At 56.8% G+C, this 21,827-nt stretch carries 13 protein-coding genes, 4 tRNA genes and 8 pseudogenes; 3 read left to right on the top strand and 22 right to left on the bottom strand.

Features of this window, described 5'->3' with window-relative positions:
* Nucleotides 1-110 precede the first annotated feature (110 nt).
* The 17 genes and pseudogenes from rpoC to ACFQT0_RS08175 all read right to left on the bottom strand — a co-directional run bounded on the left by rpoC (nt 111) and on the right by ACFQT0_RS08175 (nt 16,742).
* Nucleotides 111-3,875, bottom strand: a complete 3,765-nt coding sequence (gene rpoC / locus ACFQT0_RS08250; protein WP_449272089.1) for a DNA-directed RNA polymerase subunit beta' — start codon at nt 3,873-3,875, stop codon at nt 111-113.
* The gene (locus tag ACFQT0_RS31595; protein ID WP_449272052.1) at nt 3,842-4,462 is read right to left on the bottom strand and encodes a hypothetical protein; all 621 of its coding nucleotides are present in this window, start codon (nt 4,460-4,462) and stop codon (nt 3,842-3,844) included. Before ACFQT0_RS31595 ends, rpoC begins: the two co-directional genes overlap by 34 nt.
* Nucleotides 4,463-4,877: 415 nt before the next feature.
* Nucleotides 4,878-8,748 (bottom strand): annotated as a pseudogene (rpoB, locus tag ACFQT0_RS08245) (DNA-directed RNA polymerase subunit beta).
* Nucleotides 8,749-9,025: 277 nt separating this feature from the next.
* Nucleotides 9,026-9,407 (bottom strand): annotated as a pseudogene (gene rplL, locus ACFQT0_RS08240) (50S ribosomal protein L7/L12).
* A gap of 68 nt (nt 9,408-9,475) precedes the next feature.
* Nucleotides 9,476-10,025: pseudogene (gene rplJ, locus ACFQT0_RS08235) on the bottom strand (50S ribosomal protein L10).
* A 15-nt stretch (nt 10,026-10,040) separates the two neighbouring features.
* Nucleotides 10,041-10,738, bottom strand: a pseudogene (rplA, locus tag ACFQT0_RS08230) (50S ribosomal protein L1).
* Between the two features lie 19 nt (nt 10,739-10,757).
* Nucleotides 10,758-11,200, bottom strand: a pseudogene (gene rplK, locus ACFQT0_RS08225) (50S ribosomal protein L11).
* A 121-nt stretch (nt 11,201-11,321) separates the two neighbouring features.
* Nucleotides 11,322-11,885 (bottom strand): annotated as a pseudogene (gene nusG / locus ACFQT0_RS08220) (transcription termination/antitermination protein NusG).
* A 12-nt stretch (nt 11,886-11,897) separates the two neighbouring features.
* On the bottom strand, nt 11,898-12,092 hold the full coding sequence (secE, locus tag ACFQT0_RS08215) for a preprotein translocase subunit SecE (RefSeq protein WP_380201885.1): 195 nt from the start codon (nt 12,090-12,092) through the stop codon (nt 11,898-11,900).
* A gap of 63 nt (nt 12,093-12,155) precedes the next feature.
* Nucleotides 12,156-12,226 (bottom strand) — tRNA-Trp (locus ACFQT0_RS08210).
* Between the two features lie 147 nt (nt 12,227-12,373).
* A pseudogene (gene tuf / locus ACFQT0_RS08205) lies at nt 12,374-13,565 on the bottom strand (elongation factor Tu).
* Between the two features lie 167 nt (nt 13,566-13,732).
* Nucleotides 13,733-13,804: transfer RNA gene (locus tag ACFQT0_RS08200), tRNA-Thr, on the bottom strand.
* Between the two features lie 15 nt (nt 13,805-13,819).
* Nucleotides 13,820-13,890: transfer RNA gene (locus ACFQT0_RS08195), tRNA-Gly, on the bottom strand.
* A 17-nt stretch (nt 13,891-13,907) separates the two neighbouring features.
* Nucleotides 13,908-13,990 (bottom strand) — tRNA-Tyr (locus ACFQT0_RS08190).
* Between the two features lie 170 nt (nt 13,991-14,160).
* Nucleotides 14,161-14,370: a hypothetical protein gene (locus ACFQT0_RS08185; protein WP_380201883.1), complete on the bottom strand. Its 210-nt coding sequence runs from the start codon at nt 14,368-14,370 to the stop codon at nt 14,161-14,163.
* Nucleotides 14,367-16,385, bottom strand: coding sequence for a M1 family aminopeptidase (locus ACFQT0_RS08180; RefSeq protein ID WP_380201881.1), 2,019 nt, complete (start codon nt 16,383-16,385; stop codon nt 14,367-14,369). Before ACFQT0_RS08180 ends, ACFQT0_RS08185 begins: the two co-directional genes overlap by 4 nt.
* A gap of 144 nt (nt 16,386-16,529) precedes the next feature.
* The gene (locus ACFQT0_RS08175) at nt 16,530-16,742 is read right to left on the bottom strand and encodes a hypothetical protein (protein WP_380201879.1); all 213 of its coding nucleotides are present in this window, start codon (nt 16,740-16,742) and stop codon (nt 16,530-16,532) included.
* Nucleotides 16,743-16,839: 97 nt separating this feature from the next.
* Here ACFQT0_RS08175 and ACFQT0_RS08170 point away from each other — a divergent pair, with 97 nt between their 5' ends.
* The 3 genes from ACFQT0_RS08170 to frr all read left to right on the top strand — a co-directional run bounded on the left by ACFQT0_RS08170 (nt 16,840) and on the right by frr (nt 18,846).
* On the top strand, nt 16,840-17,343 hold the full coding sequence (locus ACFQT0_RS08170; RefSeq protein ID WP_380201877.1) for a biotin/lipoyl-containing protein: 504 nt from the start codon (nt 16,840-16,842) through the stop codon (nt 17,341-17,343).
* A 42-nt stretch (nt 17,344-17,385) separates the two neighbouring features.
* Entirely contained in the window at nt 17,386-18,186 is an 801-nt protein-coding gene (pyrH, locus tag ACFQT0_RS08165) for a UMP kinase (RefSeq protein ID WP_380201875.1), read from the top strand.
* A 96-nt stretch (nt 18,187-18,282) separates the two neighbouring features.
* Nucleotides 18,283-18,846: a ribosome recycling factor gene (frr, locus tag ACFQT0_RS08160; RefSeq protein WP_380201873.1), complete on the top strand. Its 564-nt coding sequence runs from the start codon at nt 18,283-18,285 to the stop codon at nt 18,844-18,846.
* Here the strand turns inward: frr and nadD are convergent.
* The 5 genes and pseudogenes from nadD to ACFQT0_RS08135 all read right to left on the bottom strand — a co-directional run bounded on the left by nadD (nt 18,833) and on the right by ACFQT0_RS08135 (nt 21,740).
* Complete coding sequence (gene nadD / locus ACFQT0_RS08155; protein ID WP_380201871.1) at nt 18,833-19,519, bottom strand: nicotinate (nicotinamide) nucleotide adenylyltransferase; 687 nt, start codon at nt 19,517-19,519, stop codon at nt 18,833-18,835. The two genes, frr and nadD, sit on opposite strands and share 14 nt — an antisense overlap.
* Nucleotides 19,516-20,100, bottom strand: a complete 585-nt coding sequence (gene gmk, locus ACFQT0_RS08150; RefSeq protein ID WP_380201869.1) for a guanylate kinase — start codon at nt 20,098-20,100, stop codon at nt 19,516-19,518. The genes nadD and gmk overlap by 4 nt, the downstream gene beginning before the upstream one ends.
* A 29-nt stretch (nt 20,101-20,129) precedes the next feature.
* Nucleotides 20,130-20,429, bottom strand: coding sequence for a hypothetical protein (locus tag ACFQT0_RS08145; RefSeq protein WP_380201866.1), 300 nt, complete (start codon nt 20,427-20,429; stop codon nt 20,130-20,132).
* Between the two features lie 87 nt (nt 20,430-20,516).
* Nucleotides 20,517-21,107 (bottom strand): annotated as a pseudogene (locus tag ACFQT0_RS08140) (sigma-70 family RNA polymerase sigma factor); the annotation flags it as partial.
* 351 nt (nt 21,108-21,458) lie between these two features.
* A complete protein-coding gene (locus ACFQT0_RS08135; protein WP_380205949.1) occupies nt 21,459-21,740 on the bottom strand; it encodes a glycosyltransferase family 9 protein in 282 nt (93 codons plus the stop codon).
* Nucleotides 21,741-21,827: the final 87 nt, after the last annotated feature.

The following is a 21,827-nucleotide window of genomic DNA, read 5'->3' as shown; positions in this document are numbered from 1 at the left end:
GCTTCGGCAAGCTCAGCATCACGTTCTGATGAGTTCAGTCTCATCCAAGGAAAACAAAAAAGCCGACCGGGTTACCCCAGTCGGCTTTTCGATTACAAACCTACGGCGGATTACTCTGCCGATACTTCACGCTTGCCAGCGCGGCTGGGCCGCTTGGCGGGAACGGCTTCTTCGGCGGCTTTGGCGGCTTGTGCAGCCTCCATTTCCTCTTTCGAGCCTACTACCTGACGCGTGTACTCGCGCAAGCCAGTACCGGCCGGGATGAGGTGACCAACGATTACGTTCTCCTTCAAGCCCAGGAGCTGGTCGGCTTTGCCACGGATGGCGGCTTCGCTCAGCACCTTGGTCGTCTCCTGGAAGGAAGCGGCCGAGATGAACGAGGCCGTACCCAACGAAGCCTGCGTGATGCCTTGCAGCGTCGGACGCGAAACGGCAGGTTGGGCATCGCGCACTTGCACGAGGGCAAGGTCACGGCGCTTCAGGCTGCTGTTCTCGTCGCGAAGCTTGCGGGCGTTCACAATCTGACCAGGCTTCATGTTGGTCGAATCACCGGCTTCGGTCACGACTTTCATGTCGATAATCATGTCGTTCTCGGCCATGAAGATGATTTTATCAATCACCTGATTTTCGAGGAACGACGTGTCACCGGCATCCAGAATCACAACTTTCTGCATCATCTGGCGAACTACCACCTCGATGTGCTTATCGTTGATTTTCACACCCTGCAAGCGGTACACTTCCTGAATCTCGTTCACGAGGTATTCCTGCACGGCGCCGGGGCCCTGAATGCTCAGGATGTCCGAAGGCGTGATGGCACCATCCGACAGCGGCATGCCGGCGCGGATGAAGTCGTTGTCCTGCACCAGAATGTGCTTCGACAGCGGCACCATGTACTTCTTCTTGACACCGTCTTTCGACTCCACGTAGATTTCGCGGTTACCACGCTTCACGGTACCGTAGGTTACTACGCCATCGATTTCCGATACCACGGCGGGGTTCGACGGGTTACGGGCTTCGAATAGTTCGGTAACACGCGGCAGACCACCGGTGATGTCACGGGTTTTGCCAACGGAGCGAGGAATCTTAGCCAGGATGTGACCCGCCTTGATTTTGTCGTTGTTCTCCACGTTCAAGTGCGAACCCACCGGAATGCTGTACGCCTTCTGGCCTTCGGCATCGCCCTTCTTACCGGGGCGGATGATGATGGAGGGGTTCTGATCCTTGGCCTTCGATTCGATGATTACCTTCTCGCGGTGACCGGTCTGTTCGTCCGACTCCTCACGATACGTAATGCCTTCGGTGATGGCATCAAACTGAACGGTACCGTCGAACTCGGCCAAAATAACGGCGTTGTAGGGGTCCCAGTTGTTCAGTTCCTGGCCTTTCTCCACCTCCTGACCTTCCTCTACCAGCATGAAAGAGCCGTAGGGAACGTGGTTGGTGGTAAATACTTTGCCAGTGCCTTTCTCCACGATGCGAATCTCGCCCGAGCGACCCATTACCACGGCACCCTTCACGCCTTCTGGCGTGGTGGTAGCCACGGTACGTACGTCTTCGAACTCAACCACACCGGCGAACTTCGACTTGATGTTGGCTTCCACTGCAATGTTGGAAGCCGTACCACCTACGTGGAAGGTACGCAGGGTCAGCTGCGTGCCGGGCTCACCAATCGACTGAGCGGCGATAACACCAACGGCCTCGCCACGCTGCACCATACGGCCCGAAGCCAGGTTACGGCCGTAGCACTTGGCGCAGATACCGCGCTTGCTTTCGCAAGTCAGCACCGAGCGAATCTCCACCGACTCGATGCCGGTGGCATCGATACGACGGGTCGTGTCTTCCTTGATTTCCGAACCGGAAGTCAGGATTACTTCGTCCGTGATGGGGTCAACAATGTCGTGAACCGTTACGCGGCCGAGGATACGCTCGGACAGTGGCTCAACGATGTCCTCGTTGTCTTTCAACGCGAAGGTCTCGATGCCACGCAAGGTACCGCAATCCGGCTCGTTCACGATTACGTCCTGCGAAACGTCTACCAGACGACGGGTCAGGTAGCCGGCGTCAGCCGTCTTCAGAGCCGTGTCGGCGAGACCTTTCCGGGCACCGTGGGTCGAGATGAAGTACTCGATTACGTCCAGGCCTTCTTTGAAGTTAGACAGAATCGGGTTTTCGATAATCTCACCAATCGAGCCCTGCAGCGACTTCTGCGGCTTGGCCATCAGACCACGCATACCGCCCAGCTGACGAATCTGCTCGCGCGAGCCACGGGCTCCCGAGTGCATCATCATGTAGATGGAGTTGAAGCCCTGGTTTTCGCGCTCCAAACGACCCATCAGCGTTTCCGTGATTTGGTTGTTGATACGCGTCCAGATGTCGATAACCTGGTTGTAACGCTCGTTGTCGGTAATCAGACCCATCTGGTAGTTCTGAGTTACGGCCTTCACGTCGTTCTGGGCTTGCAGGACCAGCTCGTCCTTCTCTTTCGGAATCTGGATGTCGCCCAGACCCATGCTCAAGCCGCCTTTGTAGGCCGACTGGAAACCAAGAGTCTTGATGTCGTCCAGGAATTGAGCCGTACGAGCCATGCCCGTGCGCTTGAATACCGTCGAGATGATTTGCTGCAGCTTCTTCTTGGTCAGAAGCTCGTCGATAAAGCCAACTTCCTCAGGAATCATCTGGTTGAACAGCACGCGGCCAGCCACGGTGTCCACGATTTTGGTTACCAAGTCGTCGTTCTCGTCGCGCACCTGCGTACGGACCTTGATGTAGGCGTGCTTCGAGAGCTGGCCTTCATTGAGGGCAATCACGACCTCTTCATCCGAGTAGAACACACGGCCTTCGCCCTGAATCGTCTCGTTTTCGGTGCTGCGCTTGCCTTTGGTTACGTAGTACAGACCAAGAACCATGTCCTGCGACGGTACCGCGATGGGCGCGCCGTTGGCCGGGTTCAGGATGTTGTGCGAGGCCAACATGAGCATGGAGGCTTCCAAGATAGCGGCCGGTCCAAGGGGAACGTGCACAGCCATCTGGTCACCGTCAAAGTCAGCGTTGAAGGCCGTACAAACGAGTGGGTGCAGTTGGATAGCCTTGCCCTCAATGAGGCGCGGCTGGAATGCCTGGATACCCAAGCGGTGCAGCGTAGGAGCACGGTTGAGCAATACTGGGTGGCCTTTCAGCACATTTTCCAGGATGTCCCACACCACAGCGTCCTTACGGTCCACGATTTTCTTAGCCGACTTCACCGTCTTCACAATGCCGCGCTCGATGAGCTTGCGGATGATGAACGGCTTGAACAGCTCGGCCGCCATGTTCTTGGGCAGACCGCACTCGTGCAGTTTCAGCTCAGGACCCACCACGATTACCGAACGACCCGAGTAGTCGACACGCTTACCGAGCAGGTTCTGACGGAAGCGGCCCTGCTTGCCTTTCAGCATGTCGGACAGCGACTTCAGGGCACGGTTGCCTTCGGCGCGCACGGCGTTCACCTTACGCGAGTTGTCGAACAAGGAGTCAACAGCTTCCTGCAGCATGCGCTTCTCGTTCCGCAGAATCACCTCGGGCGCTTTGATTTCAATCAGGCGCTTGAGGCGGTTGTTGCGGATGATAACGCGACGGTACAGATCGTTCAAGTCGGAAGTAGCGAAACGGCCACCATCCAACGGAACAAGGGGACGCAGTTCCGGCGGAATCACCGGTACCATGCGGATGACCATCCACTCGGGGCGGTTCTCCACGCGGGTAGCGGCATCACGGAAAGCTTCTACTACGCGCAGACGCTTCAAGGCCTCAGCCTTACGCTGCTGCGAAGTTTCGTGAGCAGCCGAGTCACGCAGCGAGTAGCTCAACTCGTCCAAGTTGATGCGCTCCAGCAACATGTGCAGGGCATCAGCACCCATGCGGGCGATAAACTTGTTGGGGTCCTCGTTGGGCAGCATCTGGTTCTCCCGGGGAGTTTGTCGATGATGTCCAGGTACTCGTCCTCGGTGAGGAAGTCGAGAATCTGCACGCCTTCTTCCGCCAGAGTACCGGGCTGAACAACGACGTACCGCTCGTAATAAATAATCTGGTCGAGCTTCTTGGTGGGCAAGCCCAGCAGGTAGCCGATTTTGTTGGGGAGCGACTTGAAGTACCAGATGTGAGCAACGGGCACCACCAGTTCGATGTGGCCCATGCGCTCACGCCGCACTTTCTTCTCGGTCACCTCCACGCCGCAACGGTCGCAGATGATGCCCTTGTAGCGAATGCGCTTGTATTTGCCGCAATGGCATTCCCAGTCCTTAACCGGACCGAAAATCCGCTCACAGAACAAGCCACCCATTTCGGGCTTGTAGGTGCGGTAATTGATGGTTTCAGGCTTCACTACTTCGCCGGTGCTGCGCTCCAGAATTGCTTCGGGCGAGGCCAGGGAAATGGTGACTTTGGAGAAGTCCTGTACCAGTTTCTTGTTTTTTGCGAAAGCCATTTGATTGGTTTTAAGCTGTTAGCTGTTGGCTTTGAGCTGTTGGGCGCCTCATCCTTCGCCAGAAGAATGCAAGAGTTCCCAACAGTTTGACTCTTAGAAAAGTGCCGCTACGGACCAGATAGGTATGATGCGCAAAAGCCTTTTAGAAAGTCGGGTAATCCAATTGCCGGGTTAGCGGACGGATGGGAAGGCCTTCGGTTAGGAAACTCAGAGAGTGAATTGCTGTCCTGACCATATCTCGGAACAACCTCTCCTTTATCTGTCACCGAAGCGTTTTCGCACCCTTCGTTACATGAGCTGCTCTAGTAGCCGCTCGTATGGCTTGCCGGCGAGTTGGTTTCTAGTTGCTGGTTGCTCATTTCCAGTAATCTTAACAAGACCAGAAACAAGCAACCGGCAACTAAAAACCTATTTACTATTCCAGGGTGATTTCCAGTGCCAGACCACGGAGTTCGTGGAGCAACACGTTGAACGACTCGGGGATGTTCGGCTTGGGCAGAACGTCGCCTTTTACAATGGCTTCGTAAGCTTTAGCACGGCCCACCACGTCGTCCGACTTCACCGTCAGGATTTCCTGGAGAACGTTGGAAGCACCGAAGGCCTCCAATGCCCACACCTCCATCTCGCCGAAGCGCTGGCCACCGAACTGCGCCTTACCACCCAGCGGCTGCTGCGTGATGAGCGAGTACGGCCCGATGGAACGAGCGTGCATCTTGTCGTCAACCAAGTGACCCAACTTGAGCATATAAATCACGCCCACGGTTACCGGCTGGTCGAAACGGTCGCCCGTCAAACCATCGTGCAGGTAAGCACGTCCCCAGTCGGGCAAGCCAGCCTCGGTCAGCTCACGAGCAACTTCGTCTTCGGTAGCTCCGTCGAAAATGGGGGTAGCATAGGTGCGACCCATTTTCAGACCAGCCCAACCAAGTACGGTCTCGTAAATCTGACCGATGTTCATCCGGCTTGGTACACCGAGCGGGTTCAGCACGATGTCCATCGGCGTGCCGTCGGGCAGGAAGGGCATGTCCTCATCGCGCACGATGCGGGCTACCACACCCTTGTTACCGTGGCGGCCGGCCATTTTATCACCCACCTTCAGCTTGCGCTTCTTGGCGATGTAAACTTTGGCAAGCTGCACGATGCCAGCGGGCAGTTCGTCACCTACTTCCAGGGTAAAGCGCTGACGCTTGAATTTCGCGGTGATGGTGTTGCGGCGCTTGGCGTAGTTACGCACCAGCTCCAGTACCAGGCCATTCACGCGGGCATCAGCCGTCCAGCCTTCCAGAATCAGGTCCTTAAACAGGTTCACTTCTTCCGGAACGGCGTAGTTGCTTTCGTCCTTGTAAGGATTCTTCTCGGGGAACATCCCCTCGTTGATGTTCTTACGGTTGAACTTCACGCCCTTGGCAATCATCTCCTCGCCAAAGCGGTGTTTGATGCCCTGCGACGTTTTGCCTTCCAGCAATTGCACCAGCTTGTCAATCATGATGGCTTTCACACCACGCAGTTCCTGCGCGTAGGTCGCCTTCAGGTCTTCCACTTCCTTCTTCGACTTAGCCCGGAGGTTTTTGTCTTTCTTAGGGCGCGAGAACAGTTTGGTGCCGATAACCACACCCTGCAGGGAGGGCGGCGCCTTAAGCGAAGCATCTTTCACATCGCCGGCCTTGTCGCCGAAGATGGCCCGGAGCAGCTTCTCTTCCGGAGTGGGGTCCGTCTCGCCTTTCGGCGTGATTTTACCAATCAGAATGTCGCCTTCTTTCACCTCCGCACCGAGGCGAATGATGCCGTTGTCGTCGAGGTTGCGCACGGCTTCTTCGCTCACGTTCGGAATTTCCGAGGTCAGCTCTTCTTCGCCGCGCTTGGTCTCGCGCACTTCCAGCTCAAACTCCTCAATGTGAATCGAGGTAAAGATGTCATCGCGAACCACACGCTCCGAGATGACGATGGCATCCTCGAAGTTGTAGCCCTGCCACGGCATAAAGGCCACCTGCATGTTACGGCCCAGGGCGAGTTCGCCCTGGTTCGTGCCGTAACCTTCGCAAAGCGCCTGGCCCTTGGTCACCCGCTCGCCACGCTTCACGAGCGGCGTTAGGTTGAGGCAGGTGTCCTGGTTGGTGCGACGGAACTTGATGAGGTCGTAGGTAATACGCTCGGCGTCGAAGCTCACCATGATGTCGTCCTCCGTGAGGTCGTACTTCACCACGATTTTATTGGCGTCAACGTAGTCAATCACGCCTTCACCTTCCGACATAATCAGGGTACGCGAGTCGCTGGCAATGCGGCCTTCCAGACCCGTGCCCACAATCGGAGCCTCGGGACGGAGAAGGGGAACTGCCTGGCGCTGCATGTTCGAGCCCATCAGTGCACGGTTGGCGTCGTCGTGTTCCAGGAACGGAATCAACGAAGCAGCAACCGATACAATCTGGTTCGGAGCCACGTCCATGTAGGAGTACTCCGAAGGATTTACTACGGGGAAGTCGCCTTCGAAACGACCTTTCACCAGCTCCTGAGTCAGGTTACCGTTGGCATCGAGCAGGGAGTTGGCCTGGGCGATGTGGTGGGTATCTTCTTCCTCAGCAGTCAGAAACTTCACGTTCTCGCTCATGTCCACCTTGCCGGCTTTCACGTCGCGGTAAGGCGTCTCGATGAAGCCCATGGCGTTCACGCGAGCATGCACGCACAGCGACGAAATAAGACCAATGTTTGGTCCTTCCGGCGTTTCGATGGTGCACAGACGGCCATAGTGGGTGTAGTGTACGTCACGTACTTCGAAACCAGCGCGCTCACGCGACAGACCTCCTGGCCCCAGAGCCGATACGCGACGCTTGTGCGTTACCTCGGCCAGCGGGTTGGTTTGGTCCATGAACTGCGACAGCTGGTTCGTACCGAAGAACGAGTTGATAACGCTGGACAAAGTCCGGGCATTAATCAAATCAACCGGCTTGAAGTCCTCGTTGTCGCGCACGTTCATGCGCTCCTTGATGGTACGCGCCATACGGGCCAGACCCACGCCAAACTGAGCGTAGAGCTGCTCCCCTACCGTGCGCACACGACGGTTGCTCAAGTGGTCAATATCATCGACAATGGCCTTCGAGTTGCTCAAACCAATCAGGTACTTCACAATCAGAACAATGTCCTGGTTGGTCAATACCCGCGACTCCTGGTCCATGCCAATCTGGAGCTTCTTGTTAATCCGGTAGCGGCCCACTTCCCCGAGGTCGTAGCGCTTGTCCGAGAAAAACAGCTTCTGGATGATGTCACGAGCGGTTTCTTCGTCAGGAGCCTCCGTGTTCCGGAGCTGGCGGTAAATCTGCTCAACGGCTTCCTTTTCCGAGTTGGAGTTGTCCTTCTGCAGCGTGTTGTAGATAATTGCGAAGTCCGCAATGTTCACGTTCTCACGGTGCAGGATTACCGACTTGGCGCCGGCCTCCAGAATCACGTCAATGTCAGCTTCCTCAATGGTAGCGTCACGCTCGAGCAACACTTCGTTGCGGTCGATGGATACTACTTCGCCGGTGTCTTCGTCCACGAAGTCTTCCGTCCAGGTGCGGAGCACCCGGGCAGCCAGCTTGCGACCAACGGCTTTCTTGAGGTTTTTCTTGTCAGCCTTCACTTCCTCCGACAAACCAAACAGGTCGAGAATGTCTTTGTCGGTGCCGTAGCCGATGGCGCGAAGCAGCGTCGTCACCGGGAATTTCTTCTTCCGGTCGATGTACGCGTACATCACGTTGTTCACGTCCGTGGCAAATTCAATCCACGAGCCTTTGAACGGGATAATCCGGGCCGAATACAGCTTGGTGCCGTTAGTGTGCTTACTCTGGGCGAAGAATACGCCCGGCGAGCGGTGCAGGCTGCGATACGATAACCCGCTCGGCGCCGTTGATAACGAACGAACCCTTTACGGTCATGTAAGGGATGTTCCCGAGGAACACCTCCTGCTCAATCGTCTCGAAGTCCTCGTTGTCCTTATCATTGCAAATCAACCGGAGCTTGGCCTTCAGGGGAACCGAGTAGGTCAGGCCGCGGTCGATGCACTCGTCAACCGAATATTTCGGCGGGTCGACGTGATAGTCGATAAAGTTGAGCACGAAATTTTCGCGCGAATCCGAAATCGGAAAGTTCTCGGCAAACACTTTGAACAATCCTTCGTTAGAACGACGCTCAGCAGCGGTTTCCAACTGAAAGAATTCCTGGAACGAGCGAACCTGCACGTCCAGGAAGTCCGGATATTCAATAACCTTCTTAATCTTGGCGAAATTGATTCGCTCGGCGGCCGTTTTCTTCAGGGCGGCCGTCTTTGCTTTCGGTGTAGCCAATGCGATGGGGATTAAAAGATGGACACAGAAGCGTAAATAAAGGAAGCCATGAAAGTGGCTGGCCAGCGGTGCGAGGCAGAACCTGGCACTCCCTAAAGCACACATTTATAGTGGCATTAGCTGACGCAAAGAAGCGCGAACTAGAAAGCTCGCGCTTTTGACACACTACAAACAGGAAAAGACCTGGCTAAGTTGCCAGGTCTAATCCTTATTCGAAGCGGGTCCGGAGATGCTTCAGGAGCAGAAATTACTTAACCTCTACTTCAGCACCGGCTTCCTCGAGCCTGCTTCTTCAGCGACTCAGCCTCGTCTTTGGTTACGCCTTCTTTCAGGGGCTTGGGAGCACCATCAACCAGTTCTTTGGCTTCTTTCAAGCCGAGACCGGTCAGGTCCTTCACCAGCTTAACTACAGCCAGCTTGGCACCACCGGCAGCCTTCAGGATAACGTCGAACGACGTCTTCTCCTCGGGAGCCTCGTCAGCGGCAGCAGCGCCACCACCGGCCATCATTACGGGAGCAGCAGCAGCGGGCTCGATGCCGTACTCGTCCTTCAGGATGGTTGCCAATTCGTTTACTTCTTTCACCGTCAGGTTTACGAGCTGCTCAGCGAATGCTTTCAAATCTGCCATTTCTGTAGATTGTTAAAAAAATGTGTTGTTGAAAATTTATTGTTGAAGTCGAAAAAGGAGCGTGGCGCTTAGGCGGCCTCTTTTTCGGAAAGCGTTTTGAGGATACCGGCCAGTTTGTTACCACCGCTCTGAAGAGCCGAGATAACATTTTTGGCTGGCGATTGCAGCAGGCCGATGAGTTCACCGAGCAGTTCCTGCTTGCCTTTGATAGTGGTCAAACCTTCGAGCCTGGTTCGAGCCAATGTAGATGCTGGCATCAACATAAGCGCCTTTCAGCACGGGCTTGGGCTCAACACCGCGGGGATAAGCCTGCGCTTTGTAGAAGTCGCGCAGCAGCTTTGCGGGAGCCGAGCCGCTCTCCGTAGAGAACAACACGCCCGAAGAGCCTTTCAGCGCAGCATCCATCTCCGAAGTATCGTGGCCGAGGGTGTCCAGCGCCTTACGGATAAAGGTGTTTTTATACACCTTGTATTCCATACCGCGGTTGAAGCACAGACGACGGAAATCGTTGATTTTCGCTACCGACATTACCGAAGCATCGACAATGTAGAACGAGTTGTGCGATTGGAATTTTCCGCTCAACTCATCCACGAGGGCTTGTTTTTCTTCCCTGGTCATGTTTGGTTGGGTTAATTAGTTAGCGGAGTTTACTTGGCTGTCCACCGGAACGGCAGGCGACATCGTGCTGCTGAGCGTGATGCTCTTGATGTAGGTGCCTTTCGAAGAAGAAGGCTTCAGGCGACCCAACGTCTGGATAATCTCCAGGGCGTTTTCGGCCAGCATCTTCTCGTCGAACGATACTTTACCCACCGAGCAGTGAATGATACCGGTTTTGTCAACTTTGAAGTCGATTTTACCAGCTTTCACTTCCTGCACAGCCTTAGCTACGTCGGTCGTAACGGTACCAGACTTCGGGTTCGGCATCAGACCACGGGGACCGAGCACACGGCCCAGGCGACCTACCTTAGCCATTACAGCGGGCATAGTGATGATTACGTCGATGTCGGTCCAGCCTTTCTCGATTTTCGAGATATAGTCGTCCAGACCCACGAAGTCGGCGCCGGCGGCCAGAGCTTCGGCCTCCTTGTCGGGAGTAACCAGAGCCAGAACACGAACGGTTTTGCCGGTGCCGTGGGGCAGGGTGGCCACGCCACGAACCATCTGGTCCGCTTTGCGGGGTCCACGCCGAGGCGAACGTCGATATCTACCGAGGCGTCAAATTTGGTGTAGGTAATGTCCTTCACCACTTTGGCCGCCTCCAGGAGGGTGCGCACTTCCGTGAGGTCGTGCTTGGCAAGGGCTTCCTTGCGCTTTTTGCTAATTTTTGCCATCTGTCGTTTTTCCTTTTAATTATTCAGCAAAAGGAGAGTCGCCCTTGATGGTAATACCCATGCTGCGGGCCGTACCTGCCACCTGCTTCATAGCTGCTTCCACCTTGAAGGCGTTCAGGTCAGCCATTTTGGTTTCGGCGATGGTGCGGACTTGGTCCCACGTCACGGAGCCCACCTTGTTGCGGTTAGGCTCTTTCGAGCCGCTCTGCAGCTTGGCAGCTTCCATGAGCAGCACCGGAGCCGGTGCCGTTTTCACCACGAAGTCAAACGACTTGTCGGTGTACATGGTGATGAGTACAGGACAAACTTGGCCGGCTTTATCTTGGGTGCGAGCATTGAACTGCTTGCAAAATTCCATGATGTTCAAGCCTTTGCTACCAAGTGCAGGTCCTACCGGCGGCGAAGGATTCGCGGCGCCTCCTTTATCTGCAGACGCAGATAACCTCTGATTTCTTTGGCCATTTGATTGTGTTGGCTGTGGCTCCTGCGTCGTAACTCGCGCTTGCCTCAGTACATATAAACTCCTGTTTGGAAGCCCCGCCGACCCGGAGCAATTAGCCGGCGTGGTATAATCGAGAGAGGGTTACACCTCTTTTTCTACTTGGGTATAGCTGAGTTCTACCGGCTGCGAACGGCCGAAAATCTTCACGACTACATTGAGCTTCTTACGCTCTTCAAATACCTCGTCCACATTACCGGAGAAGCCATTGAACGGACCGTCTACCACTTTCACGAGTTCGCCTACTACGTAAGGCTTGTCTAGGGTAGCGGTGGTCTGCTGCTCGGCTTCGTCCACGATGCCGAGGATGCGGTTTACTTCGGAGATGTGCAGCGGTACGGGCTTGTTGTTAGCCGCGTCCTTCTTGTCTTTATCGCCGAGGAAGCCAATTACGCCAGGCGTGCTGGTGATGATGTGGTCAACTTCACCGTGGCCGAGGTCGGCGTGGATGATGATGTAGCCGGGGTACAGGTTGCGCTCGCGCACGCGCTTCTTGCCGTTGCGCATCTCGAATACCTTCTCTACCGGAATCAGCACCTGCGGCACCACTCGGTCAGGTTATGCCGGCCGAGCTCCGTTTCGAGGTAGTTTTTGGCTTTTTTCCTGGCCGCTCACAGAGCGTACCACGTACCATTTCAATTCGCCCATCTTAGTTGTTGATTAGCGAAACGAGTTGTAAAAGGCTTTGAGTATCGACTCGAAGCTTACGTCCATGACGCCTACCACGATGGCAAACACGAGCGAACCAATCAGCACGAGACCGGCGCTTTTTTGCAGTTCCGTCGTCGAAGGCCACGTTACGTTGTAGCGCATTTCCTCGATGGTAGTGCGGAAATAATTGCTCAGTTTGTCCATTGGTTGAGGAAAAAACAGCGTTGCCGCTGAAACGACATGGAGCGGGCCAACTGGCCCAAATTGCACGAGTGGAGAGATTCGAACTCCCATCAAAGGTTTTGGAGACCTCTATTCTACCCTTGAACTACACTCGTTTATTGGCATTCCCGCTTAGCGCATTTCGCCAAAGGGAGTGCAAAGGTAAGAGAAACAGCGGACAAAACAAATATGCCCTTCTGTTTCAGCGTAAAAAAGCCGCCCCCGAGTTGTCGGAAGCGGCTTTTTTACTGTTAAGCCGGAGCTTAGTCAAGAACTTCGGTTACCTGACCAGCACCTACCGTACGGCCACCCTCACGGATAGCAAAACGGAGGCCTTTCTCCATTGCCACCTTGTTGATGAGCTCAACCGTGATGGTGATGTTGTCGCCGGGCATTACCATTTCAACACCTTCTGGGAGGGTGATGATGCCGGTAACGTCGGTGGTGCGCAGGTAGAACTGCGGACGGTAGTTGTTGAAGAACGGCGTGTGACGGCCACCTTCCTCTTTCGAGAGAACGTAAACTTCAGCCTTGAACTTCTGGTGAGGAGTTACCGAGCCGGGCTTGCAGATAACCATGCCGCGACGGATGGCTTCTTTTTCAATACCGCGGAGCAGCAAACCTACGTTGTCACCAGCTTCGCCACGGTCGAGGATTTTGCGGAACATTTCCACACCCGTAACCGTCGACTTCAGGCCGGCAGCAGCACCCATACCCAGGATGTCAACTTGCTCACCCGAGTTGATGATGCCGCGCTCGATACGACCGGTAGCAACAGTGCCACGGCCAGTAATCGAGAACACGTCCTCAACAGGCATCAGAAAGGGCAGGTCGGTCAGACGAGCAGGAATCGGAATGAACGAGTCAACCGCGTCCATCAGCTCTTCGATTTTGGGGACCCAGTTGGCATCGCCGTTGAGGCCGCCGAGGGCCGAACCCTGGATAACCGGAATGTTGTCGCCGTCGAAGTCGTAGAACGAGAGAAGCTCGCGGATTTCCATTTCCACCAGGCTCGAGGAGCTCGGGGTCATCCACCATGTCTACTTTGTTCATGAATACCACCAGTTGGGGAACACCTACCTGACGGGCGAGCAGGATGTGCTCACGGGTCTGGGGCATCGGGCCGTCGGTAGCAGCTACCACGAGGATAGCACCGTCCATCTGGGCAGCACCGGTTACCATGTTCTTCACATAGTCGGCGTGACCGGGGCAGTCAACGTGAGCGTAGTGACGGTTAACCGTCGAGTACTCTACGTGCGAGGTGTTGATGGTGATACCACGCTCTTTCTCTTCGGGGGCGTTGTCAATCGAACCGAAATCGCGCTTTTCGGCCAGGCCCTTGTTGGCCAGCACCTGCGTGATAGCAGCGGTCAGGGTCGTTTTGCCGTGGTCGACGTGGCCGATGGTACCGATGTTTACGTGCGGCTTGGACCGGTCGAAATTTTCTTTAGCCATTGTAAAGAGTAAAAAAGAGGTGGTGAAGTGAATTTGAGGATAAATCGGACCCTACAACAAGAAAGCGAGACTCAGCCCCTACGAAATAGAAAACTGTGCGTCGCTTACCTGAGAGAACCGTGCCCGCAGCCCGGAAATATGGGCCGAAGGACTTGTAATGTAATCTGAGCCATTTATGGGATTTGAACCCATGACCTCTTCCTTACCAAGGAAGTGCTCTACCACTGAGCTAAAACGGCTTATGCTATAAAATGAGCGGGAGACGAGGTTCGAACCCGCGACCTGCAGCTTGGAAGGCTGCCGCTCTACCCTGAGCTACTCCCGCAGTTGGCCTCAAAAAAGTGGGGAGAGAAGGATTCGAACCTTCGAAAGTTTACACTAACAGAGTTACAGTCTGTCCCATTTGGCCGCTCTGGAACCTCCCCAATTTGTGGCTTGCCGGCCGATTGCCAGAAAGCGAATCCCTTTCGTTTCACCGGCTACCGAAGTAGTAGTGTTTCGTAAGGAGTCGCAAAATTAGGGCTTTTCTGACACCAGGCAAGCACTCAGGCAAAAAAAGGTGTGACTTTTTTCTAAAAACTGCCTTTGGAGGCTGCTACATAAGGTTATAGAATGCCTTGAGGCGGTCGTCGGTTTCTTTGTCGCGGATGTTTTGCAGCACCGCCTTCAAGGTGGGGGTAGTGGGTACCAGTAGGGCCAGGCCCCGGTAGGCACCCAGCCGGACCTCATAGCGCGGGGCATTCCGAGCGTAGTCTTCCAGCACTTTGAGGCCCTTGTCGCGCTCTACGGGCGGGATGTGCGTCATGAGGGTTCCGAAAGACTGGAAGTAGGCGTACAGGTCGTTTTCGGGAACATCGGGCAGGCGGCGCAGAAACCAGGTGTATTGCTCCAGCCCCCGTTGGTGCTGTAGTAGCTGGCCAGGGCCAGAATAAGCGGACTGCTGGTAGTGTTATCCAACGTCGCTATCTGCTGCCCCGTGGTTACGTCGGGCTTCTTGGCTAGGGCCTGGATGGCGGCGGCGGCTACCAGGGCGGAGCTGTCGCCAATGGCCGCCGCGTAAATGGGGCCAAAGGTGCCGTCGGGGAAGGTGGCGAGGGTGGTGATGGCCTGGGCCCGGACGCGGGGGTTGGGGTCGGTGGTGGCGAGGCGCTGGATGTCTTTGCGCATGCCCTCAGGCTCGGGGCCGCGGTAGCGACGGAGGTGGTCGAGGGCGGCGCGGCGCACGGCCCAGAATTTATCGTTCAGGGCATTGCGCAGCATACTGCTCACCGGCATCTCGGCGGCTTTGTTGTGAAGCAGCTCCATGGCTTCGGCTTTCTGCTGGTAGCCGCGGGCATGGTAGAACTGAAATATCAGCTCGTCCTGGGTGCGCTCCTCGTCAAATTGAGCCAGCAACTGCACCTGGCTATCGAGCTTAACCAAGTTGGGCTTCTGGCTGGCGGGCAGCACGAAGGTCTGGCTGGCTTTGGTGACGACGATGCGGTGTTCGGTGGGCTGGTTGTTATTGGTCCACACGTCGACGGTGACGGGCAGGCGGAAAACGGGCTGGAACAGGGTATCCTGCACCTGCTGCACGCGCAGCGTCACCTGGCCGTTGGCGTACGAATGGGTAATGCGCAGCTCCGGATGGCCACGCTGCATAAACCACTGGTTGAAAAACCACGTGAGGTCTTCGCCGGTGGTTTCCTCAAAAGCCGTGCGCAGCTTGGACACTTCCACCGCGGTCTGCTTATTCTGGACCAGGTAGCGGTTCAGGGAAGCGAAGAAGGCTTCGTCGCCCACGTACTTGCGCAGCATATGCAGCACGCGCCCGCCCTTGTCGTAGGAATGGCGGTCGAACATGTCCTCCCGGTTGGCGTAGCGGTAGCGAATGAGGGGCTCACGCTTGCTTTGGGCTTCCTCGAGGTAGTTGTTGATTTTGATTTCCTGCACGAGGCCGGCTTCATCGGCGCCCAGCTTATACTCGGCCCAGAGGAATTCGGAATAGTCCGCGAAGGACTCGTTCAGGGGCAGGTTAGCCCAAGACTCGCTGGTGACGTAGTCGCCGAACCAGTGGTGGAACAGCTCGTGGGCAATGGTCGACTCGCCGGATTGGTAATTGGCGTCAATCAATTCCCGGCGGGTGGCCTGGATGCTGGAGCCGTGGGTAGTGGCGGTGGTGTTTTCCATGGCGCCGCTCACGTAGTCGCGCACCGCTACCTGGGCATATTTCTCCCAAGGGTATTCGATGCCCAGCCGCTTGGAAAAGAAGTCCATCATTTCGGGCGTGCGGCCGAAAATGGTGCGGGCCGTGGTGGCATACTGCGGCTCCACGTAGTAATCGACGGGCTTGCCGTGCCAGGAGTCGTTTACCACGGCAAATTCGCCGACCACCATGGTGGCCAGATAGGGCGCGTGGGGCTCTTTGAGCTTCCACGTGTCGGTGCGGGTGCCGTCGGCGTTGGCTTTGGAAGCGGTCAGGGTGCCGTTGGAAAGCGTTTTGAACTGCTTTTCCACCGTCATGCTGATTTCCTGGGTCATCCGCTGGTTGGGCTTGTCAATGGTTGGGAACCAGCAGGAGTTGGCCTCGGTCTCGCCCTGCGTCCAGATTTGGCGGGGCTTGTTCTTCTCCAGGCCCAGGGGGTTGATGAAGTACAGGCCCTTGTCGGAGGTGATGGCGGCCGAGCCGCCCTGGGGCAGCTCGTTGGGCTTGGCCACGTACACGATGCGCACCTGGTAGGGCGTGGTGCGCGGGTACGGGTGGTCGAGGGCAACGACGAGCTTGCGTTTGTTGTAGTTGTAAGAAAGGGTCTTGTTTTTCTTGTCCCCAACCAGGCTCAACTTTTTGAATATCGAAACCCTTGGCATCGAGCGCTACTTCGGACTGTGGGTAGAAATGCGAGCGCAGCGTGAGCACGGCCGTGCCCAGCAACTGCTGCTTCTTGTAGTCGAAGCGGACGTCGAGTTTGGTGTCCACCACATCGGTCAGGATGGTGGCCGCGGGCTGCAGGGGGCTTCGGCGGGCAGCCAGGAAGGCACCACCAGGCCGGCGGGCGCCGTCGCGGCGGGCGGTGCGACTTTCTTATCCACGGCCCCCTTGGTGGCGGGCTTGCGCACACCCGACCTCGGAACTTGGGCTACTGCCAGTAAATGAATCAATAACAGCAGGCTGGTGAAGCCCGGAACCAAATACCTCATGCCAATGATAACGGGCGAAAAACGCCTCAATTTCTGAATTAATTTGAGATTTGGGCTACCTTTAACCCCCGCTTCCATCCCACCCTATCCGCTTCAGATGCTTCAAATCAGCACCGGCCCCGAACAACTCTGGGAAGTTGACTACCGCGCCGCCGACAATGTTACGCTCAACGGACAGGCTTTTGCCTGGGACATAGCGGATTTGGGCGACGGCCGGTTTCACGTGCTGCACGAAGGTCGTTCCTATAATGCGGAAGTAGTATCGGCCGATTACGCCGCGAAGAATATTGTACTAAAGATAAACGGGCAGCGAATTGAGCTAAATGCCAAAGACCGGTTCGACCTGCTGCTGGAGCGGCTGGGCATGAGCAACGCGGCCGCGGCCAAAGTAAACGAGTTGAAGGCGCCCATGCCGGGTCTTATCGTAGACATCCGGGTGGAGCCCGGCCAAACCGTGCAAAAGGGCGACCCGCTGCTGGTGCTGGAAGCCATGAAAATGGAAAACATCCTGAAAGCGCCGGCCGACGGCATCGTGAGCACCCTCAAGGTCGCCCTGCGCGACAACGTGCAGAAAGGCCAGGTGCTGGTGAAGTTCGCCTAGCTCCTCGCTATCAATTATTCCGAATTATTCAACCCATCCAACTTGAAATACCACCGCATCCTTCTCAAGCTCAGCGGCGAAGCGCTGATGGGCCAGCAGCAGTACGGCATCGATGCCGAGCGGCTGATGCAATACGCTTCCGAAATTAAGGAAGTAGCCGCCACGGGCGTGCAAGTGGCCGTCGTGATTGGCGGCGGCAACATTTACCGCGGGGTGCAGGCCGAAGCCTTCGGGCTTGACCGCGTGCAGGGCGACTACATGGGCATGCTGGCCACGGTCATCAACTCCATGGCCCTGCAAAGCGCCCTCGAGAAGCTGGAAGTAAGCACGCGCCTGCTCTCGGGCCTCACCATTCAGCGCGTGTGCGAGCCCTACATCAGGCGGCGCGCCGTGCGGCACCTGGAAAAAGGCCGCGTGGTGATTTTTGGGGCTGGCATCGGCTCGCCTTACTTCACCACCGACTCGGCCGCCTCGCTGCGCGCCATCGAGATTGAAGCCGACGTGGTCCTGAAAGGCACCCGCGTAGACGGCATCTACACGGCCGACCCCGAGAAGGACCCCACCGCCACGCGCTACCACGAAATCACCTTCGACGAGGTGCTCAACAAGAACCTGAACGTGATGGACATGACGGCCTTCACGCTGTGCAAGGAAAATAACCTGCCCATTATTGTGTTCGACATGAACACGCCCGGCAACCTGCAGCGCTTGCTAGACGGCGAGTCCATGGGCACGCTGGTGAGCGACGGCGGCCCCGGCATTCGCAACGGCCGCAAGCCGGTGCTGGACCCCAAGCGCAGCCTGCTGCAGCCCTTGGTGGGCAACCAGCCGGAGCAAGCGTAAGAAATTTTGAATGTTGAGTTTTGAGGGTTGAATTACCCTTGCCTCAACTTAACGTCATTCAACATTCAACCCTTAAAATTCAGCACTTCCAAAAAGATGGACGAAGAAATTCAGTTTTACCTTGATGAACTAGCCGAGTCGATGAGCAAGGCCCTGGCACACGTAAACGTGGAAATGAGCCGCATCCGGGCCGGCAAGGCCTCGCCGGCCATGCTCGACGGCCTGCGCGTGGACTACTACGGTACCTCCACCCCGGTTAGCCAGATTGCTACTATTACCGCGCCCGACGCCCGCTCGCTCCTCATCAAGCCCTGGGAGAAGAACATGGTGAGCGAGGTAGCCAAGGCCATCAAAAACAGCGACCTGGGCCTGAACCCGGTGACCGACGCCGACGGCGTCCGGCTCAACATCCCGGCCATGACCGAGGAGCGCCGCCGCGAACTGGTGAAGCAGGCCAAGAACGAATCGGAAGCCGGCAAGGTGCGGGTTCGGGGCATCCGCAAGGACGTGAACGAGTCCCTGCGCAAGCTGCTGAAGGAAGGCGCTTCGGAAGATGCCATCAAAAGCGCCGAAGAGAAAGTACAGAAGACGACCGACAACTACATTGCCGAAGTCGACAGAACGCTCAGCAAGAAAGAAAGCGAGATTATGACCATCTGATTTTGGTGGCATGAAAGCAAAAAGCCCCGGCTGCCAGTTGCAGCTGGGGCTTTTTTATGACCGAACGGATGGTGCTAATGAGGCTTGGCGGGGGAAACAGCTCCACAAGCGCTTCCTCAATGACAGCCGGCACCAGGTAACGGATGCTTTGCCCCGTGCGCAGGCTTTCGCGAATGTAGGTGGCCGAGATGTCCAGCAAGGGTGCCGTCATCACTTTCGCCCGGGGAAAAGGCGACAGCTCGGGCAGCTCAATGCCCGGACGCGGGTAGATGTAGATGTCTACCTCGGAGAGCAGGCGGGGCGCTTCGTGCCAGCGCGGGAGGCCGGCAAGGTTATCGGCCCCCATCAGCAGCACGAAATCGTGGGCGGGGTGGCGCCTGCGTAACGCGTCGAGTGTGGCAACGGTGTAGCTGGGGCGTGGCAGGCTAAACTCGATGTCCTCAGCGCGCAGGCGCGGGTTGCCGGCCAGGGCCAGCTCAACTAAGCGCAGGCGCTCGGTGTCGGGCAGCAGGTCGGCTACTTCCTTAAACGGGCTATGGGGCGAAACCACCAGCCACACCTCGCTCAGGTCGGTGCGGGTGGCAAAGTGCTCGGCCAGGATGAGGTGACCGACGTGCACCGGGTTGAACGAGCCAAACAGCAGGCCTACCCGCGAACGGCCCCGGCGGCTCATACGATGGCCGGTTCGGCGCTGATGAACTGGCGCACCAGCCGCTCGGCGTGGTCGGTGGCCTCGTCCAAGTCATCGTTGACCACGGTTACGTCAAACCGGTCTTCGAACGCCAGCTCAAAATTGGCCTTGTATACCCGCGAAGAAATGCTGGATTGCGAATCCGTGGCGCGCGCCTGCAGGCGCTGCTCCAGGACTTCGATGGACGGAGGACGGACGAAAATCGCCAGGGCCCGGTCCTTGTAAAATTCTTTGATGCTGAGGCCGCCTTTCACGTCAACGTCCAGGATAGCGTGCTTGCCGCTGTCCCAGATGCGCTCAATTTCGGATTTCAGCGTGCCGTAGAAGGCACCTTCGTACACTTCTTCCCACTCCACAAACTCGTCGTGACGAATTTTGTCCTGGAAGTCCTGTACGGAAATGAAATGGTAGTCTTTCCCATTGGCCTCGGTGCGACCGCGGCGGTCGCGGGTGCAAGCCGAGATGGAGAAGCTGAGCTCGGGCACCCGCTCCATGAGCCGATGCACGATGGTGGTTTTCCCGGCGCCCGACGGCGCCGAAAACACAATGATTTTGCCTTGCATCGCGCAAAGCTAGCCAGTAACGACCGGTATTAGGCCATTTCGGCGTGCACGCGGGCCAAGATTGAGTCGTGCAGACTCACGGGGCTGGACCGGCGCGACACGCCTTGGTTCAGAAAATTGATGAAGGTGCGCTGCTTCTGGATGTCGTCGAAGCAGGGCGAGCAGTCGTTGGCGTGGTCGTAGAGGTAGTCCTCGTCTTCCGCCGTCACGGGCTGGCCTTCGATGAGTTGGTCGAGTACAGTATTCACGCGTTCACAGTCGGGGCCGTTGTCGATGGTAGCAGCAACGGGGGCCGACATATTGGTTTTTGTAGTAGCGGATTGGTCCATAATTGAAAATGCGTGTGAATGCGCGAAAAGGGTGATAGACAATGACCTGCAGAGCTGCCCCACGGTAGCATGCTCTTGCTGGGGAGGTTAATTATTTTCAGGCTCGGTTAGTTCCGCGTCGTCGTCCATCGCATCATTACCATATCCCATTGACTGCGCATATTTCTCCAGCTTATCCTTGAGGAAATTGCGGGCCCGGTGCAGGCGCGAGCGTACCGTACCGATTGGAATATCAAGCACTTTGGCCATTTCCTCATATGTGAATCCCTCTAGGTCACACAGGATGATTACGGTGCGAAAATCGACCGGCAAAGAATTTAGCGCACTGGCCACTTCGTCGCCAATTAAGTCGCGGGCCGACTGCTGGCGCATGTCGGACGAGGACGCGCCGATTTCGCCCTCGGCCTCTACGTCGTCGGGATTGTAATAGCCCTCAATCTCGCTGTAGTCGACTTTGGCGGGCTGCTTGCTCTTTTTCCGGAAGTCGTTTATGAACGAATTCTTGAGAATGCGGAAAAGCCACGCCTTGGCGTTGGTGCCGGGCTCGAAATATTCGAAAAAGCGGTACGCCTTGAGGTAGGTTTCCTGCACCAGGTCGTTGGCGTCATCCTCGTCGAGGGTGAGGCGGTAGGCAAAGTTGTAGAGCGGGTCAAGCACGGGCATCAGGCTCGGCCTGAAAGCGCCGGTCCTTTTCCTCTTTGCTTAGTTTAACCCGTTCGGGAGAATCGCTCATACAGGTGGGCGGGGGAATTGTAGACCGAAACCTACGAAATAATGGGGAATAAGGACATATCAGGCGCCATTGGCGGCGCGGCCGGGGTGCCGGGCGCAGGTAAACCCGCTGCCAGACCACCACGGCCGAACCCCTTGCAGAAGTGCCACTTCACGGGCCCAACGGCCCGGTGTCGCGGCGCTTCGCATGCCAGGCGCTGCCCGATGTACGGATTACGGCGCCGGGTAGGTTGCGCCCCGCTCATCGGGAAAGACCCAAACGCGACAGAATAGCTATTGTTTGTTGCTTGGCAGCACTTACTCCGTTCCTAAAGATAATGGCTGCCACGCCAGCACGTGCGCCGCTACCGCCACGGGCTCGATAGCGCGAATGCAGCGGCAGGCCGCCGGCTCGGTTCGGCAGTCTTCGCAGCTGGGCTTGTCGAAGACCATGAAGCCGGCACGCGGGCCCAGCGGGGCCCAGCGGCCGGGGTGCATGGGCCGGATGGGCGGGTATAGCCCCAGCGCGTGGCGGCCCAGCGCCGCCGCCAGGTGCAGCGGGCCAGTGCTGCCGGCGACGAGCCCATCGGCCGCTGCAATAAAGGCCAGGAACTGCGGCAGGTCGAGCCTGGCCGGTGAGGTCGGCGGACAGAAAGGGGGCGTGCTCCTGCAGCCAGTCGGCCAGCT

Origin of the sequence: Hymenobacter humi (assembly GCF_042665855.1) — a bacterium.
In the GTDB taxonomy this organism is placed as follows: Bacteria; Bacteroidota; Bacteroidia; order Cytophagales; family Hymenobacteraceae; genus Hymenobacter; species Hymenobacter humi.
This window is presented reverse-complemented; position numbering and strand designations above follow the sequence as displayed.